This window comes from Parasedimentitalea marina, assembly GCF_004006175.1.
Taxonomy (GTDB): Bacteria; Pseudomonadota; Alphaproteobacteria; order Rhodobacterales; family Rhodobacteraceae; genus Parasedimentitalea; species Parasedimentitalea marina.
The window spans coordinates 1344753-1360186 of sequence record NZ_CP033219.1 but is presented as its reverse complement, the minus strand read 5'-3'; the positions used below and the strand labels follow the sequence as shown (position 1 = coordinate 1360186).

Genomic DNA, 15434 nt, shown 5'->3' with positions numbered 1-15434 from the left:
CCCTTAGTGCGACGCAGTCTGGGAAACTGCGGACAAATCCGCAGCGGCCAGAGAATGATTGAAATTGGCGACCAGCGCCTCGGTTGACGGGCCGATGATATCGGTGACCAGCGCTGGGTAGACACCCAGCAGAATAGTCATCACCACCAGCGGTGCAAAGATCACCCGCTCGCGCATCGACATGTCAGACATGGTCTTAAGTCCTGCTTTGATCATGTCGCCAAATACCACCCGACGATACAGCCACAGGGCATAACACGCCGAGAAGATCACACCGGAAGTTGCGACGGCGGCCACCCAGGTGTTTTTCTGGAACGCACCCATCAGTGTCAGGAATTCGCCCACAAAGCCGGATGTGCCCGGCAGGCCGACGTTCCCCATGGTGAAGAACATGAAGACCAGCGCATAGGCAGGCATCCGGACAACCAGACCACCATAGGCGCTGATCTCACGGGTGTGCATCCGGTCATAGATAACTCCAACGATCAAGAACAAAGCTGCGGATATAAAGCCGTGGCTGAGCATCTGAAAGATCGCGCCATCGATGCCCTGCTGGTTGCCAGCAAAGATACCCATGGTCACAAAGCCCATATGCGCAACGGATGAATAGGCGATCAACTTTTTCATGTCGTCCTGCACCAGCGCCACCAGCGAGGTATAGACGATGGCAATGGCCGACATCCACAGCACCATGCCGCTCATCACTTCGGACCCGACAGGGAACATCGGCAGGCTGAACCGCAGAAAGCCGTAGCCGCCCATTTTCAACAGGATCGCCGCCAGAACAACCGAACCAGCGGTCGGCGCCTGAACGTGCGCGTCAGGCAACCAGGTGTGAACCGGCCACATTGGCATTTTCACTGCAAACGAGGCAAAGAAGGCAAGGAACATCAGTGTCTGCATGCCGCCGACGATCTGAACGCCCAAAATCTCAAAGCTGTTCGATGCAAACGTATGGGTCATCAGTGTTTCGATGTCGGTGGTTCCGGCATCCGCAAACATTGCAACCATCGCCACCAGCATCAAGACCGAGCCGAGGAAGGTATAAAGGAAGAACTTGAAGCTGGCGTAGATCCGCTCTTTGCCTCCCCAGATGCCAATGATCAGGAACATCGGGATCAGGCCTGCCTCGAAGAACAGGTAGAACAACACCAGATCCAGCGCCATGAAGACACCCAGCATCAGGGTTTCCAACAGCAGGAACGCAATCATGTATTCCTTGACGCGGTTGGTAACATTCCAGCTGGCAAGAATGGTCAGTGGCATCACAAATGTGGTCAGCATCACAAACAGAACCGAAATTCCGTCGACGCCCATTTTGTATTTCAGGCCCAGCAGCCATTCCCGCTCATATACGAACTGAAAGCCGGTGTTGGCCGGATCGAACTCAAAGTAGATCCCCAGGCTGACTAGGAAGGTGGCGCTGGTTGCAATCAGCGCAAGCCATTTGGCATTGCGTTGTGCCGCTTCATCCTCGCCCCGCAGAAACAGGGCAAGAATGCCCGCCGCCACTGCTGGGATAAAGGTGACAATTGATAAGAGATGACTGTCCATCAGTGGACTCCTCCGCCGATCGACATCCAGGTGACAAGGGCGACAATTCCCAGCACCATCCAGAAGGCATAAGTAAAGATGAAACCCGTTTGTGCGCGTCCGGCCAGACGGGTGAAGAAGGGAACAATGCCCATAGCTACGCCGTTCAGGAAGCCGTCAATCGCCGCGCCATCTCCGCGTTTCCACAGGAAACGACCCAATGCCAACGCAGGCTTCACGAAAATCGCGTCATACAGCTCGTCAAAGTACCACTTGTTCTTAAAGAACAGATACAGCGGCTTCTGCGCTGTGGCCAAACGACCGGGCAGCGACGGGTTGATGATGTAGAACCAAATCGCCATTAACAGGCCACCCAGCATAGCGATAAAGGGCGAGACCTTTACCCAGGCCGGAGCCGCATGTGCGTCGTCCAGAACTGTGTTGCCGGCCCCAATGTAAAGACCGCCCTCACCCGGTTTGCCAGCAAACACATAGTGGTGCTCGCCCGCAGCAGCAGGTTCACCATGTCCGGCATCCGCAACTTCTTCGCCATGACCCGCATCTGCAGTCACTTCGCCATGCGCCGAAGCCTCGGCAACCGGGATACCGTAGAATTTGCCAACCTGATCAGCGTGACCAAAGAATGAGCCATACCACAGCATGCCAGCCAGAACCGCGCCGACGGACAAAACGCCAAGCGGGATCAGCATGGTGATCGGGCTTTCATGGGCGTGATCATGGGTGTGCTTGTCACCGCGCGGTTTGCCAAAGAAGGTCAGGAACATCAGGCGCCATGAATAGAACGAGGTCATTGCAGCAGCAATTACCAGCATCCAGAACCCATAGCCCGAGCCACCCGCATAGGCGCTCTCGATGATTGCATCTTTGGACAGGAAGCCGGCAAAACCAATGTGGGTCAGCGGAATGCCAACACCGGTGATAGCCAGCGTACCGATCATCATCGACCAGAACGTGAAGGGAATCTTTTTGCGCAGACCACCGTATTCGGTCATTTCCTGCTCGTGGTGCATCGCGTTGATGACCGATCCAGCCCCAAGGAACAACAGCGCCTTAAAGAACGCGTGTGTGAGCAGGTGGAACATTGCGGCGGAATACATACCGACACCCGCGGCAACGAACATATAGCCCAGCTGCGAACAGGTTGAATACGCAATGACGCGCTTGATGTCGGTCTGAACCAGACCCACGGTCGCAGCAAAGAACGCAGTCGAGGCACCAACTACAGTGACAAAGGCCATTGCTTCTGGTGCGAACTCCATCAATGGCGACATGCGGCAGACCAGAAAGACACCGGCGGTAACCATGGTTGCCGCGTGGATCAGCGCCGACACAGGTGTCGGGCCTTCCATCGCGTCCGGCAGCCAGGTGTGCAGGAACAGCTGAGCTGATTTGCCCATCGCACCAACAAACAACAAGAAGGCCAGCAGATTGGCGGCGTTCCATTCGGTCCACAGGAACGTCAGTTCTGTCTCGGCCAGTTTAGGCGCAGCAGCAAACACATCGTTCAGATTGATGCTGTCGGTCAGCATGAACAGACCAAAAATACCCAGTGCAAAGCCAAAGTCACCAACACGGTTGACTACAAAGGCCTTCATCGCGGCGGCATTGGCCGTGGGCTTGCGGTAGTAGAAACCGATCAGCAGGTACGAGGCAACGCCCACGCCTTCCCAGCCAAAGAACATCTGAACCAGGTTGTCGGATGTCACCAGCATCAGCATAGCGAAGGTAAAGAACGACAGATAGGCAAAGAAGCGCGGCTTATAGCTTTCGCCTTCTTTCCACTGCGGGTCTTTGTTCATGTAACCAAACGAGTACAGGTGAACCAGCGAGGACACCGTGGTGATCACGATCAGCATGATGGTGGTCAACCGGTCCAGACGGATGCCCCAGGAGGTCGACAGCGAACCACTTTCGATCCAGCGCAGCACTTCGATATGCTGGGTGACACCGTCAAAGGTCAGGAATGAAACCCACGACAGCAAGGCCGACAGGAACAGCATACCGGTTGCTGTCCACATCGCGGCTTTCTCGCCGATGTATTTATACCCGAACCCGCAGAGTATAGACCCGATGAGCGGGGCAAAGAGGAGGATGGTTTCCATGATGTCTTAGCCCTTCATCACGCTGATGTCTTCGACATCGATTGTTCCACGGTTGCGGAAGAAGCAAACCAGGATCGCCAGACCAATAGAGGCCTCGGCGGCGGCAACGGTCAGCACGAACAGGGTAAACACCTGCCCCACCAGATCGCCCAGGAAGCTAGAGAACGCCACAAGGTTGATGTTCACTGCCAGCAGCATCAGTTCGATGCTCATCAACAGGGTGATCACGTTCTTACGGTTCAAAAAGAGCCCGAAGATGCCGATGACGAACATGGTCGCCGCGACGGTTAGATAATGTTCAATACCAATCATTGGATTAAAGCCCCTGCCCCGGTTTCACGTCTTTCAGTTCCATTGCCTCAGCCGGATCGCGGAACATCTGGGCCAGGATATCCTGACGCTTGACGTCCTTGCGATGGCGCAGGGTCAGCACGATAGCACCGATCATGGCGACCAGCAGGATCAGACCCGCCAGTTGGAACAGAAGGAAGTATTGATCATAAAGGATAAGGCCCAGGGCCTCGGTGTTGTGGTGTTCTGCGGTAATTGGATTGGCCAGCAGGTCAGCTGCCCCATGTGCGCTCTCCCAAGCACCGTAGGCCATGACCAGCTGCATCAGAATGACCAGACCGATCAACAGGGCCAGCGGCATGAACTTGGCCATCTCGGCCTTTAGCTCGGCAAAGTCTACATCCAGCATCATCACCACAAACAGGAACAGCACCATGACTGCGCCCACGTAGACGATCACCAGCAACATGGCGACAAACTCGGCTCCCAGCAGAACAAACAGCCCTGCCGATGACAGGAAGGCCAGGATCAGCCACAGCACCGAATGCACCGGTTGGCGGCTGATCACAGTGAACAGCCCGCCGGTGATGGCGCTTATGGCGAAGAGGTAAAAGGCAAACACGCTCATGACTCATCGTCCCCTTGTGCGTCCAGGACCTCTTGCGCGGTTTCTAGCGCCTTGGTCATGGCCGGGATGCCAGCAAAGACTGACATCTGTCCGATCGTTTCAACGATCTCTTGTTTCTTGGCACCCGCCGCAAGGGCGTGGCGTACGGTTTGGCGCAAGGCAGCATCGGCCTGCGCCCCTTGGCATGTCAGCCCGGCCAACGTCAGCAGCAGCCGGGTCTTGGCGTCCAGCCCATCCGGATTAGCGGATTTACCAAACATCATTTCCATCGCCTCTTTGGGCATGGTGGGCCACATCGCTTCAAACCCTTTGGCAGAGACATCGCCAAGCGCTGGGTTCAGCGCCTTTGCCATCTCTTGGGCCTGGGCCATCATGGCCTCAAAGGGGTTTTTCGGATCGCTCATCGGTAGGGCGCATCCAGTTCCAGGTTGCGCGCAATCTCGGCTTCCCAGCGTTCACCATTCGACAGAAGCTTTTCCTTGTCATAGAACAGCTCTTCGCGGGTTTCGGTCGAGAATTCAAAGTTCGGGCCTTCGACAATCGCATCCACCGGGCAGGCCTCTTGGCAGAAGCCGCAGTAGATGCATTTGGTCATGTCGATGTCATAGCGCGTGGTACGGCGGGTGCCATCATCGCGGGGTTCCGCATCAATAGTGATCGCCTGTGCCGGGCACACTGCCTCACACAGTTTACAGGCAATACAGCGTTCCTCGCCATCGGGATAGCGGCGCAGCGCATGTTCGCCACGGAACCGTGGGCTCAGTGGACCCTTTTCGTGCGGGTAGTTCAGCGTCGCCTTGGGAGCAAAGAAGTATTTGAACCCCAGTTTGAAGCCAACCCAGAAATCCTGCAGCAGGAAGTATTTGGCGGCGCGGGTGTAATCGATCTGAGTCATATCAGCCTCCTACCGTGTAGCGGACAAACAGGCCACCGAACCATGCGAATTTTGTAGCGAAGGCCACGAAGACCACCCATGCCAGCGAGAATGGCAGGAAGACTTTCCAACCCAGACGCATCAACTGGTCATAGCGGTAGCGCGGGGTGATGGCCTTGACCATGGCGATCAAGAAGAAGAAGAACGCCATCTTGCCAACCATCCACAGCACGCCGTCGGGCAGACCCGGGATTGGCGACAGCCAGCCTCCAAAGAACAGCAGCGACATCAGCGCGCACATCAGGAAGATCGCGATGTATTCACCAGCCATGAACAGCAGGAACATGGTGGCCGAGTATTCGACCTGATAACCGGCAACCAGTTCGCTCTCCGCTTCGGGCAGATCGAACGGTGGACGGTTGGTTTCTGCCAGCGCCGAGATGAAGAACAGGAACACCATCGGGAAGTGCGGCAGCCAGTACCAATTGAACAGGCCCAGATCGCCGTCCTGTGCGCGCACAATGTCACCAAAGTTCAGCGATCCGGTGGAAATGATCACACCGACGATGATCAGGCCAATGGAAACCTCGTATGAAATCATCTGCGCCGCAGAACGCAAGCTGCCAAGGAACGGGTATTTCGAGTTCGAAGCCCATCCGCCCATGATCACGCCGTAGACCTCCAGCGAGGAAACCGCAAAGACATAGAGCACGGCAACGTTCAGGTCACTTAAAACCCAACCGTCGTTGAACGGGATCACCGCCCAGGCGATCATCGACAGCACAAAGCTGGTCAAAGGTGCCAGCACAAATACGGCGCGGTCAGCGCCCGCCGGGATTACGATCTCTTTGACCAGATATTTCAGCGCATCTGCCACCGACTGCAACAGGCCAAAGACCCCCACAACGTTTGGACCACGGCGCATCTGCACCGCCGCCCAAATTTTCCGGTCGCCGTACACAAGGAACAACAAAGAGATCATTACAAATGCGACAACTGCCAGCACCTGCGCCAATATCAGAACAAAGGTTCCGAATGGAGTGGTCAAGAATTCAGCCATTGGTCCTCACACCGTGGGTATTCCGTTTGCCTCACAATCCGCGACCACGACTTCAGCGTCGATGGTGCGCAGACCGCGCGGTAGGGAGGGCGAGATGGTGTAGACAGCATCAGCCGTCCAAACGCCACCCTCTCGGTTCAAATTTGTGCGCAAATGCCGTGCAAACCCGTATCCTCGGATCAAGGCGTACTGCGCGGCAGCGCATTCAGCATAGTTATCAACATCCTGCGCCTTGCGGGCGCCGGTCATTGACACGTTAAATTGCACCAGATCCCCCTCAAGCAGGCTGGTTTTGACACCCTGATAGACCGGCGAGACGCCGGCAGCCTGATCTGCAGACGTCGGCGTACAGCCAGCCAGCAGAAAGGGAGATATGAGAGCAGCGCGGATCACTCGGCCGCGATCTTTTCTTCGCCGCGTGCCTTTGCGTTGGCTGACAGTTCAGCCATCACTTCGGACGCGCGGGTGATTGGGTTGGTTAGGTAGAAATCACTGATCACAGACAGGAAGGCAGCTTTGCCCAAAGGACCCATCTCCAGCGCCTCACCTTCGTTAGTCGGCACCTGGTCGATCTTGGCCAGGTGGGGAACCTCGCCAATCAATGCGGTGCGCAATTGCGCTAGTGAGTCATATGCAAGCGCGGCATCCAGTTCGGCGCTCAGCGCGCGCAGGATGGCCCAGTTTTCCTTGGCTTCACCCGGTGCAAACCCAGCCCGCATCGCCAGTTGAGGGCGACCCTCGGTGTTGACGAACAAGCCATTTTCTTCGGTATAGGCCGCCCCCGGCAGAACGATATCGGCGCGGTGTGCACCGCGGTCACCGTGTGAGCCCTGATAGATCACAAAAGCACCGGCATCGATCTCGACCTCATCAGCGCCAAGATTATATATCACCTCGGCCCCTTCGAGAGCCGCTTCCATGCCGCCCAGTGTTGTAGCACCGACGTCCATCGCACCAACACGCGATGCTGCGGTGTGCAGAACCAGAAGTTTGGATTCCGTCATCTCGGCAAATTTCTGTGCATGTGCCAGAACCGCAAGACCATCAGCCTCACGCAGGGCACCCTGCCCAACGATGACTAAAGTGTCCTTGCCCAATGCGCCCTCGTGGCCACCTTTCAGCAAGTCTGCCAAAGCAGCACGGTCGGTGCCCAGGTGAGCATATTCGAATGTCAAATCAACCGGCTGACCAATCAGTCCGATGTTGGCGCCTTTGGACCAAGCCTTGCGGATGCGGGCGTTCAGTACCGGAGATTCACTACGTGGATCGGTACCGATCAACATGATCGCTTTGGCATCCTCGATATCTTCAATCGTCGCCGTTCCTACGTAGGCCGCGCGGTTATCCAGCGGCAGGCGCGCATTGTCAGTCCGACATTCAACTTTGCCACCCAGTCCGGTCACCAGTTGTTTCAGCGCAAATGCAGCCTCGACCGGAACCAGATCACCGATCAGGCCCGCAACTTTCTTACCCTTCATGGCTTCGGCAGCCTTGCTAAGCGCCTCGCCCCAGGTTGCCGGGTGCAGCTTGCCGTTTTCGCGGATATATGGGCGATCCAAACGCTGACGACGCAGCCCATCCCAGACGAAACGCGTTTTGTCAGAAATCCACTCTTCGTTCACGCCATCATTGTTGCGCGGCATAATGCGCATGACTTCGCGGCCCTTGGTGTCCACCCGGATGTTCGAGCCCAAAGCATCCATCACGTCGATGGTTTCGGTCTTTGTCAGCTCCCATGGACGAGCGGTAAAGGCATAAGGCTTGGAGGTCAGCGCGCCAACTGGGCACAGGTCAATGATGTTGCCCTGCAGGTTGCTGTCCAACGTTTCGTTCAGATAGCTGACGATCTCGGCGTCTTCACCACGACCGGTTTGGCCCATTTGGGTGATGCCGGCCACTTCCGAGGTAAACCGCACGCAGCGGGTACAACTGATGCAGCGTGTCATTGTAGTCGAGACCAGCGGGCCAAGGTCAAGATCGTCCACAATACGTTTTTGCTCTTTGAAGCGGCTGTCCGAAATGCCATAGGCCATCGCCTGATCCTGCAAGTCACACTCGCCACCCTGATCACAGATCGGGCAATCCAGCGGGTGGTTGATCAGCATGAATTCCATCACACCTTCGCGGGCCTTTTTGACCATTGGCGAATTGGTCTTCACAACCGGCGGCTGACCTTCGGGGCCGGGGCGCAGATCACGCACCTGCATAGCACAAGAGGCCGCAGGTTTTGGCGGCCCGCCGACAACCTCGACCAGACACATACGGCAGTTGCCGGCAATGGTCAGACGTTCGTGGTAACAAAACCGAGGGATCTCGACCCCAGCCTCTTCACAGGCCTGGATCAGGGTCATTGCCCCGTCCACTTCGATCTCTGTACCATCAATGTTGATCTTGCGCAGGTCAGACATGTCTATTTCGCCCTCAGTAGCGCGCCAATCGCGCTGGATTTTTCAATTTCCGCGAGTCCAAACACGCAGAAGGTTTCAGGGGTGCCGTAGTCAACGCCATTGGCCTTGAGATACCGCTCACCCTTGGCACGCATCCGCGCCTTTTCACTGTCCGATTCCACGTGAGCGCGGATTTCGGCGTCTGAATATCCCAGGTCATTAGCCTGAGACCGCAACTCCCACGCCATCCCCAGCGCCTTCATCCGGCGCGCCTTGATGCTGTGGCAGTATTCACTGACCTCATGGGCAATGGCGGCGACAAAAATAATGTTCTCAACTTGCGGCACATCGCGCAGACTGGGTTTAGCGGCAGCCTGCAGCGGCAGGGTTGAAACACACAAAGCAACGGCGGTGATCAAACTACGAGTCATGGTCTTCTCCTGGATACTGGAGCCCCCATCACACGCAACGCTGGCGCCGCTATTCAATAGCAGCGTGTCGCGCAGGCCCTGATATGCCGTTAATCCGCTCATGATGCGCATGTTCCCTGGAACACCGCAGTACCATCGACCAGCCGAAGCTGTGCCTCGGGGTCGCGCGGGTTTACATCCCACGTGATATCCGAGGTGCCGTACCCGGCCTCACTTAAGCAATAGCTAACCCCCGCATGCGCGGCGGCCAAACGGGCGCCGTCAAGCGATTGGTTCGCATCGAGGACCTGAACAATAAAGTTCGCCCGCGAGACTTTCTTGTCCACCGGCTTGGTCTTGATCTTGAATGGAACACCATCGTAAGTGGGCCGCTTCTTTTTGGCGCTGTCACAGCCTGCCAGCGCCACAGTGCTCAGCACCAAGGCAACCGACAGGATAATTTTACCAGAATTCTTCAAGCCCATGATCCCGCTCACTCCGCCGCCATCGCGCCCATACGGCCGGTCTTATTGGCCTTGATACGGTCTTCGATTTCTTCACGGAAGTTGCGGATCAGGCCCTGGATCGGCCATGCAGCGGCATCGCCCAGTGCACAAATGGTGTGACCTTCGACCTGCTTGGTCAGATCCCACAGCATATCGATCTCTTCCAGCTCGGCCTCACCTTTGACCAGACGATCCATCACCCGCATCATCCAGCCGGTGCCTTCGCGACACGGGGTACATTGGCCACAGCTTTCGTGCTTATAGAATTTGGCCAGACGCCAGATCGCTTTGATGATGTCAGTGTTCTTGTCCATCACGATGACAGCCGCCGTCCCCAGGCCCGAGCCCAGATCGTTGCGCAGATAGTCAAAGTCCATGATCGCGTCGCGCATGTTTTCACCGCGCACACAGGGCACGGACGAGCCACCGGGGATCACCGCCAGCAGGTTGTCCCAACCACCTTTGATACCGCCACAGTGCTTTTCGATCAGCTCTTCAAACGAGATGCTCATGGCCTCTTCAACCACACAGGGGTTGTTGACGTGGCCGGAAATGCCAAACAGTTTAGTGCCAACATTGTTGGGACGACCAAACGAGCTGAACCATTCCGGTCCACGACGCAGGATTGTGGGCACAACGGCGATGGATTCAACATTGTTCACTGTCGAGGGGCAGCCATACAGGCCCGCACCCGCCGGGAATGGCGGTTTCATCCGCGGCATGCCCTTTTTGCCTTCCAGGCTTTCGATCAATGCGGTTTCTTCACCGCAGATATAGGCCCCTGCCCCGTGGTGCAGAAACAGATCGAAGTCCCAACCGGATTTGGCAGCGTTCTTACCCAGCAGACCCGCCGCATAGGCCTCGTCGATGGCGTTTTGCAACGCCTCTTTCTCGCGGATGTATTCACCGCGAATATAGATATAGCAGGTATGGGCATTCATCGCGAACGAGGCGATCAGCGCGCCCTCGATCAGCGTGTGCGGATCATGCCGCATGATCTCGCGGTCTTTACAAGTGCCGGGCTCGGATTCATCGGCGTTGATCACCAGATAGGCCGGGCGACCGTCGCTTTCTTTGGGCATGAATGACCACTTCAGGCCGGTGGGGAATCCCGCACCGCCACGGCCGCGAAGCCCTGAGTCTTTCATCGACTGAACGATCCAATCCCGACCCTTGGCAAGGATTGCCGCGGTGCCATCCCAATGGCCCCGTGCCTGCGCGCCCTTCAACGAGCGATCATGCATACCATAGAGATTGGTAAAGATCCGGTCCTGGTCATTCAGCATGTCTGCCTACCTTTGACTATCCTGGCGCATGCGCCAGAGTTGAATAATATTGACCACAGCATATGTAAGACCTGCCAGCGCGGCAAAGTCGAACAGCAAAGCAAAGCGCCCCGGCAACCCCAGCCAGGGTCCAGCCAGAGAAAGACCAACCCACACCACCATCGTTCCGGCAATCACCAGAGAGATGTGGCGCCCCTTGCGGGCAATGGCTAAGTCCTGTTCGGTGCTCATGTGGTCCTATGTGTCTGATCCCCGCCCGGATGGGCGAAGAGTGATTACTTGTCGTAGGTGCCTTCGTCTTTGGCACGTTTAGCAAATTCGGTTTCTTCACCAGCGGCCAGCTTTTTGGCCTGCTCGATCCAGCCGTCGCGTTCGATGCGACCCTTGAAGGTCAGGCGGGCATCAACCCAGGCCACCTGGGCCTCGGTCCAGGCGGCAACCTGATCAAAATGGAAGAAGCCAAGCTCGTTCAAAGTCTGCTCCAACTTCGGGCCAACACCTTTCAACAGCTTCAGATCGTCGGCCTTGCCATCGCGCGCAGCTTTTAGCACGTCAGGTTCAGCTTCCGCGACCTCAGCCTTGGCGGCTGCGGGTTTCTTGGCTGGCGCAGCTTTCTTAGCTGGCTTGGCGGCCTTCTTGGCCTCTTCGGCCTGTTTGGCCGCAGGTTTGGGAGTTGCAGGCACTGGCGGCGTTGGCGCCTCGGCCGCGCGACCAGCAACGACACCGTCTTTGCCTACCCACGGTGTCAACAATGGCACTTCGTCGCCTTGAATGCGCTTGACGGTATCGCCAAGATCAGACGCCAGTTGCGCGCTTGCATTATATTTGGTCTTACCACTTTCATGGTCTTTCAACGAAGTCAGGCCAGACAGCGGCTCAGAACTATAGCGTCCATTCTGCGGCCCTGGCGTCGGAACATTGCCAGCGTTCAGCTCATCCAGCAGCTTGGTAAAGCTCGCTGCGGTCAGATCTTCGTAGTAGTCTTTGCCGATCTGCGCCATCGGAGCATTGGTGCATGAGCCCAAGCATTCCACCTCTTCCCAGGAGAACTTGCCATCCGCCGACACTTCGTGTGGCTTGTTGGCGATTTTCTCTTGGCAGATCGCAACCAGATCTTCGGCGCCGCAGATCATGCAGGACGTGGTGCCACATATCTGAATATGCGCCACCGAGCCGACCGGCTGCAGTTGGAACATAAAATAGAACGAGGCCACTTCGAGGACACGGATATAGGCCATGTCCAGCATGTCGGCGATCAGCTCGATAGCGGGTTTCGACAACCAGCCCTCTTGTTCCTGAGCACGCCACAACAGCGGAATGACGGCCGAGGCCTGACGGCCATCGGGATATTTGGTGATCTGCCCTTCGGCCCAGGCCAGGTTGGCTGGGGTGAAGGCAAAGCTATCAGGTTGTTCAGCGTGAAGACGGCGCAGCATCAAATCGTCTTTCTGTGTGTGTTGCCCGCGAAGATGCCTCCGGCGGGAGTATTTTTAGAAAGATGAAGCAGGGAGGGCATTGCGTGGATCAACGGTCAATCTCCCCGAACACAACATCCATGGTACCAATAATGGCGGCGACGTCGGCCAGTTGGTGGCCGGTGGAAATATAGTCCATCGCCTGCAGGTGCAGGAACCCGGGCGCGCGGATTTTGCTGCGGTAAGGTTTGTTCGACCCGTCCGCCACCAGATAGACGCCGAATTCACCCTTGGGGGCCTCAACTGCGGCGTAGACTTCACCGGCAGGCACGTGGAAGCCTTCGGTGTAGAGTTTGAAGTGGTGGATCAACGCTTCCATCGAGGTCTTGATGTCACCACGTTTCGGCGGTGTCAGCTTACCACGGGCCAGAACGTCACCGGGACAATCGCGTAGTTTGGCCACACATTGACGGATGATCGAAATCGACTGGCGCATTTCTTCCATGCGGCACAGGTAGCGATCATAGCAGTCGCCGTTCTTGCCGACAGGGATTTCGAATTCGAATTCGTTATAGCATTCATAGGGCTGCGAACGGCGCAGATCCCAGGCCATGCCCGAGCCCCGAACCATCACGCCCGAGAATCCATAGTCGAGAATGTCCTGCTCGCTGACCACGCCGATATCACAGTTACGCTGTTTGAAAATGCGGTTTTCAGTCAGCAGATCATCGATATCCTGCAAACGCGCCGGGAATTCATGGCTCCAGGCCTCGATATCGTCGATCAGCGCATCGGGCAGATCCTGGTGAACACCACCGGGGCGGAAATAGGCCGCGTGCAAACGGGCGCCACTTGCGCGCTCGTAAAAGATCATCAGCTTTTCACGCTCTTCAAAACCCCAGAGCGGCGGCGTCAGCGCGCCCACGTCCATGGCTTGCGTGGTGACGTTCAGCAGGTGGTTCAGAATGCGACCGATTTCCGAGTAGAGCACCCGGATCAGCTGTCCACGACGCGGAACCTCGGTGCCGGTCAGCTTTTCAATCGCCAGACACCATGCATGTTCCTGGTTCATCGGCGCCACATAGTCGAGGCGGTCGAAATACGGCAGGTTCTGCAGGTAGGTGCGGCTTTCCATCAGTTTTTCGGTGCCACGGTGCAGCAGGCCGATGTGTGGATCGCAGCGTTCAACAATCTCGCCGTCTAACTCCAGCACCAGACGCAACACGCCGTGCGCGGCCGGGTGCTGCGGGCCGAAGTTGATGTTGAAGTTACGGATTTTCTGTTCGCCGGTTTGGGCGTCTTCGAAACCTTTGGAGCCGTCCATCATTTCGCCTCCTCTTTCTTCTCATCGCCGGGCAGGATGTATTCGGCACCTTCCCATGGGCTCATGAAATCAAACTGACGATATTCCTGCACCAGGGTTACGGGTTCATAGACGACGCGCTTTTGCGCCTCGTCATAGCGAACCTCGGTATAGCCGGTGGTTGGGAAATCCTTGCGTAGCGGGTGACCACGAAAGCCGTAATCGGTCAGGATGCGGCGCAGATCGGGGTGGCCAGTGAACAGCACGCCGAACATGTCATAGACTTCCCGCTCGAACCAGTTGGCCGAGGGGTGAATGTCGACAATCGACGGCACCATCTCATCTTCGCGCACCGAAACCCGCAAGCGGATGCGGTGATTCTGATACATCGACAGGAAGTGGTAAACTACGTCGAACCGCTTGGCCCGCTCAGGGTAGTCAACACCAGCGATATCCACCAGCGATGAAAACTTGCAAGTGCGGTCGGTCTTCAGGAACTCGACAAAGCCGGTAATGTTGGCCGGAGCCACATCAACGTTCAGCTCATCATGGGAGATATCCCACCCCAGTATGCAATCCGGGCGTTTTTGCTCCAGGTATGAGCCAAGCTCTCTCAGCGCATCAGTCATCTCATATTCTCCAACTCAGCGCTGATCAGCGCACCAGGGTGCCAGTGCGGCGAATCTTGCGTTGCAGCTGCATCAGACCGTATAGCAACGCTTCGGCGGTGGGCGGACAGCCCGGAACGTAAATATCGACCGGCACAATCCGGTCACAGCCGCGCACAACGGAATAGCTGTAGTGATAATAACCACCACCATTCGCACAGGACCCCATCGAGATCACATAACGCGGTTCCGGCATCTGGTCGTAGACCTTACGCAGCGCCGGGGCCATTTTATTGGTCAGTGTACCGGCCACGATCATCACGTCGGACTGACGTGGAGAGGCCCGTGGCGCAATCCCGAAACGCTCGGCGTCGTAACGCGGCATCGAGGTATGCATCATCTCAACTGCGCAGCAGGCCAGACCAAAGGTCATCCAGTGCAGCGATCCAGTGCGGGCCCAGTTGACCAGATCTTCGGCCGAGGTCAGCAGAAACCCCTTGTCCTGCAGCTCGGCGTTCAGGGCCTGAGTGGCAACCTCTTTGTCGGCCCCAGCCGTATTGGCTCCGGTCATCATTCCCATTCCAGGGCCCCTTTTTTCCATTCATAGGCAAAGCCGATGGTCAGAACCCCAAGAAAGATCATCATCGACCAGAAACCGGTCATGCTGATATCCTTGAAGCCAACGGCCCAGGGAAACAGAAATGCGATTTCCAGATCGAAAATGATGAAAAGAATCGATACCAGATAAAACCGGACATCAAATTTCATGCGTGCGTCATCGAAGGCATTGAAACCGCATTCGTAGGCACTTACTTTTTCTGGGTCGGGATTGCGTACAGCCAGCACGACGGCGGCTAAAATAAGGACAATTCCAAGACCGGTTGCTACGGCCAGAAACACTAGGATCGGGAGGTACTCCCGCAACATCTCTTCCACGAGTGGCTCCTTTCCAGCGCGCATTTCGCCGCGCGCGGTCAATTGGCGTGTTGACTTGGGCCGTGTCTACTCTC

The 15434-nt window shown here is 56.7% G+C and carries 18 protein-coding genes; all 18 read right to left on the bottom strand.

What is annotated here, in order from left to right:
- Positions 1–3: 3 nt before the first annotated feature.
- Positions 4–1554: an NADH-quinone oxidoreductase subunit M gene (locus tag EBB79_RS06590; RefSeq protein WP_127748165.1), complete on the bottom strand. Its 1551-nt coding sequence runs from the start codon at positions 1552–1554 to the stop codon at positions 4–6.
- Complete coding sequence (nuoL, locus tag EBB79_RS06585) at positions 1554–3656, bottom strand: NADH-quinone oxidoreductase subunit L (RefSeq protein WP_127748164.1); 2103 nt, start codon at positions 3654–3656, stop codon at positions 1554–1556. The genes EBB79_RS06590 and nuoL overlap by 1 nt, the downstream gene beginning before the upstream one ends.
- Before the next feature lie 6 nt (positions 3657–3662).
- Positions 3663–3968 carry an NADH-quinone oxidoreductase subunit NuoK gene (nuoK, locus tag EBB79_RS06580; RefSeq protein WP_127748163.1) on the bottom strand — a complete coding sequence of 102 codons (306 nt, stop codon included), beginning with the start codon at positions 3966–3968 and terminating at the stop codon, positions 3663–3665.
- Positions 3969–3972: 4 nt separating this feature from the next.
- On the bottom strand, positions 3973–4575 hold the full coding sequence (locus EBB79_RS06575) for an NADH-quinone oxidoreductase subunit J (RefSeq protein WP_127748162.1): 603 nt from the start codon (positions 4573–4575) through the stop codon (positions 3973–3975).
- On the bottom strand, positions 4572–4979 hold the full coding sequence (locus tag EBB79_RS06570) for a carboxymuconolactone decarboxylase family protein (protein WP_127748161.1): 408 nt from the start codon (positions 4977–4979) through the stop codon (positions 4572–4574). Before EBB79_RS06570 ends, EBB79_RS06575 begins: the two co-directional genes overlap by 4 nt.
- Positions 4976–5470, bottom strand: coding sequence for an NADH-quinone oxidoreductase subunit NuoI (gene nuoI / locus EBB79_RS06565; RefSeq protein ID WP_127748160.1), 495 nt, complete (start codon positions 5468–5470; stop codon positions 4976–4978). Before nuoI ends, EBB79_RS06570 begins: the two co-directional genes overlap by 4 nt.
- Before the next feature lies 1 nt (position 5471).
- On the bottom strand, positions 5472–6509 hold the full coding sequence (gene nuoH / locus EBB79_RS06560) for an NADH-quinone oxidoreductase subunit NuoH (protein WP_127748159.1): 1038 nt from the start codon (positions 6507–6509) through the stop codon (positions 5472–5474).
- A gap of 6 nt (positions 6510–6515) precedes the next feature.
- Positions 6516–6902: a hypothetical protein gene (locus tag EBB79_RS06555; RefSeq protein ID WP_127748158.1), complete on the bottom strand. Its 387-nt coding sequence runs from the start codon at positions 6900–6902 to the stop codon at positions 6516–6518.
- On the bottom strand, positions 6899–8917 hold the full coding sequence (gene nuoG, locus EBB79_RS06550; RefSeq protein ID WP_127748157.1) for an NADH-quinone oxidoreductase subunit NuoG: 2019 nt from the start codon (positions 8915–8917) through the stop codon (positions 6899–6901). The genes EBB79_RS06555 and nuoG overlap by 4 nt, the downstream gene beginning before the upstream one ends.
- A 2-nt stretch (positions 8918–8919) precedes the next feature.
- The gene (locus EBB79_RS06545) at positions 8920–9438 is read right to left on the bottom strand and encodes a DUF5333 domain-containing protein (RefSeq protein WP_338045793.1); all 519 of its coding nucleotides are present in this window, start codon (positions 9436–9438) and stop codon (positions 8920–8922) included.
- Complete coding sequence (locus tag EBB79_RS06540; RefSeq protein ID WP_238705010.1) at positions 9426–9791, bottom strand: hypothetical protein; 366 nt, start codon at positions 9789–9791, stop codon at positions 9426–9428. Before EBB79_RS06540 ends, EBB79_RS06545 begins: the two co-directional genes overlap by 13 nt.
- Positions 9792–9799: 8 nt before the next feature.
- A complete protein-coding gene (nuoF, locus tag EBB79_RS06535) occupies positions 9800–11098 on the bottom strand; it encodes an NADH-quinone oxidoreductase subunit NuoF (RefSeq protein ID WP_127748156.1) in 1299 nt (432 codons plus the stop codon).
- A 6-nt stretch (positions 11099–11104) separates the two neighbouring features.
- Positions 11105–11329: a DUF5337 domain-containing protein gene (locus tag EBB79_RS06530; RefSeq protein ID WP_127748155.1), complete on the bottom strand. Its 225-nt coding sequence runs from the start codon at positions 11327–11329 to the stop codon at positions 11105–11107.
- A 44-nt stretch (positions 11330–11373) separates the two neighbouring features.
- The gene (locus EBB79_RS06525) at positions 11374–12534 is read right to left on the bottom strand and encodes an NADH-quinone oxidoreductase subunit E (protein WP_127748154.1); all 1161 of its coding nucleotides are present in this window, start codon (positions 12532–12534) and stop codon (positions 11374–11376) included.
- Positions 12535–12622: 88 nt separating this feature from the next.
- Positions 12623–13837, bottom strand: coding sequence for an NADH-quinone oxidoreductase subunit D (locus EBB79_RS06520; protein WP_177627857.1), 1215 nt, complete (start codon positions 13835–13837; stop codon positions 12623–12625).
- Entirely contained in the window at positions 13837–14445 is a 609-nt protein-coding gene (locus EBB79_RS06515; RefSeq protein ID WP_127748152.1) for an NADH-quinone oxidoreductase subunit C, read from the bottom strand. Before EBB79_RS06515 ends, EBB79_RS06520 begins: the two co-directional genes overlap by 1 nt.
- A 25-nt stretch (positions 14446–14470) precedes the next feature.
- Positions 14471–15004, bottom strand: a complete 534-nt coding sequence (locus EBB79_RS06510; RefSeq protein WP_127748151.1) for a NuoB/complex I 20 kDa subunit family protein — start codon at positions 15002–15004, stop codon at positions 14471–14473.
- The gene (locus tag EBB79_RS06505; RefSeq protein WP_127748150.1) at positions 14995–15360 is read right to left on the bottom strand and encodes an NADH-quinone oxidoreductase subunit A; all 366 of its coding nucleotides are present in this window, start codon (positions 15358–15360) and stop codon (positions 14995–14997) included. Before EBB79_RS06505 ends, EBB79_RS06510 begins: the two co-directional genes overlap by 10 nt.
- Between the last annotated feature and the right edge of the window lie 74 nt (positions 15361–15434).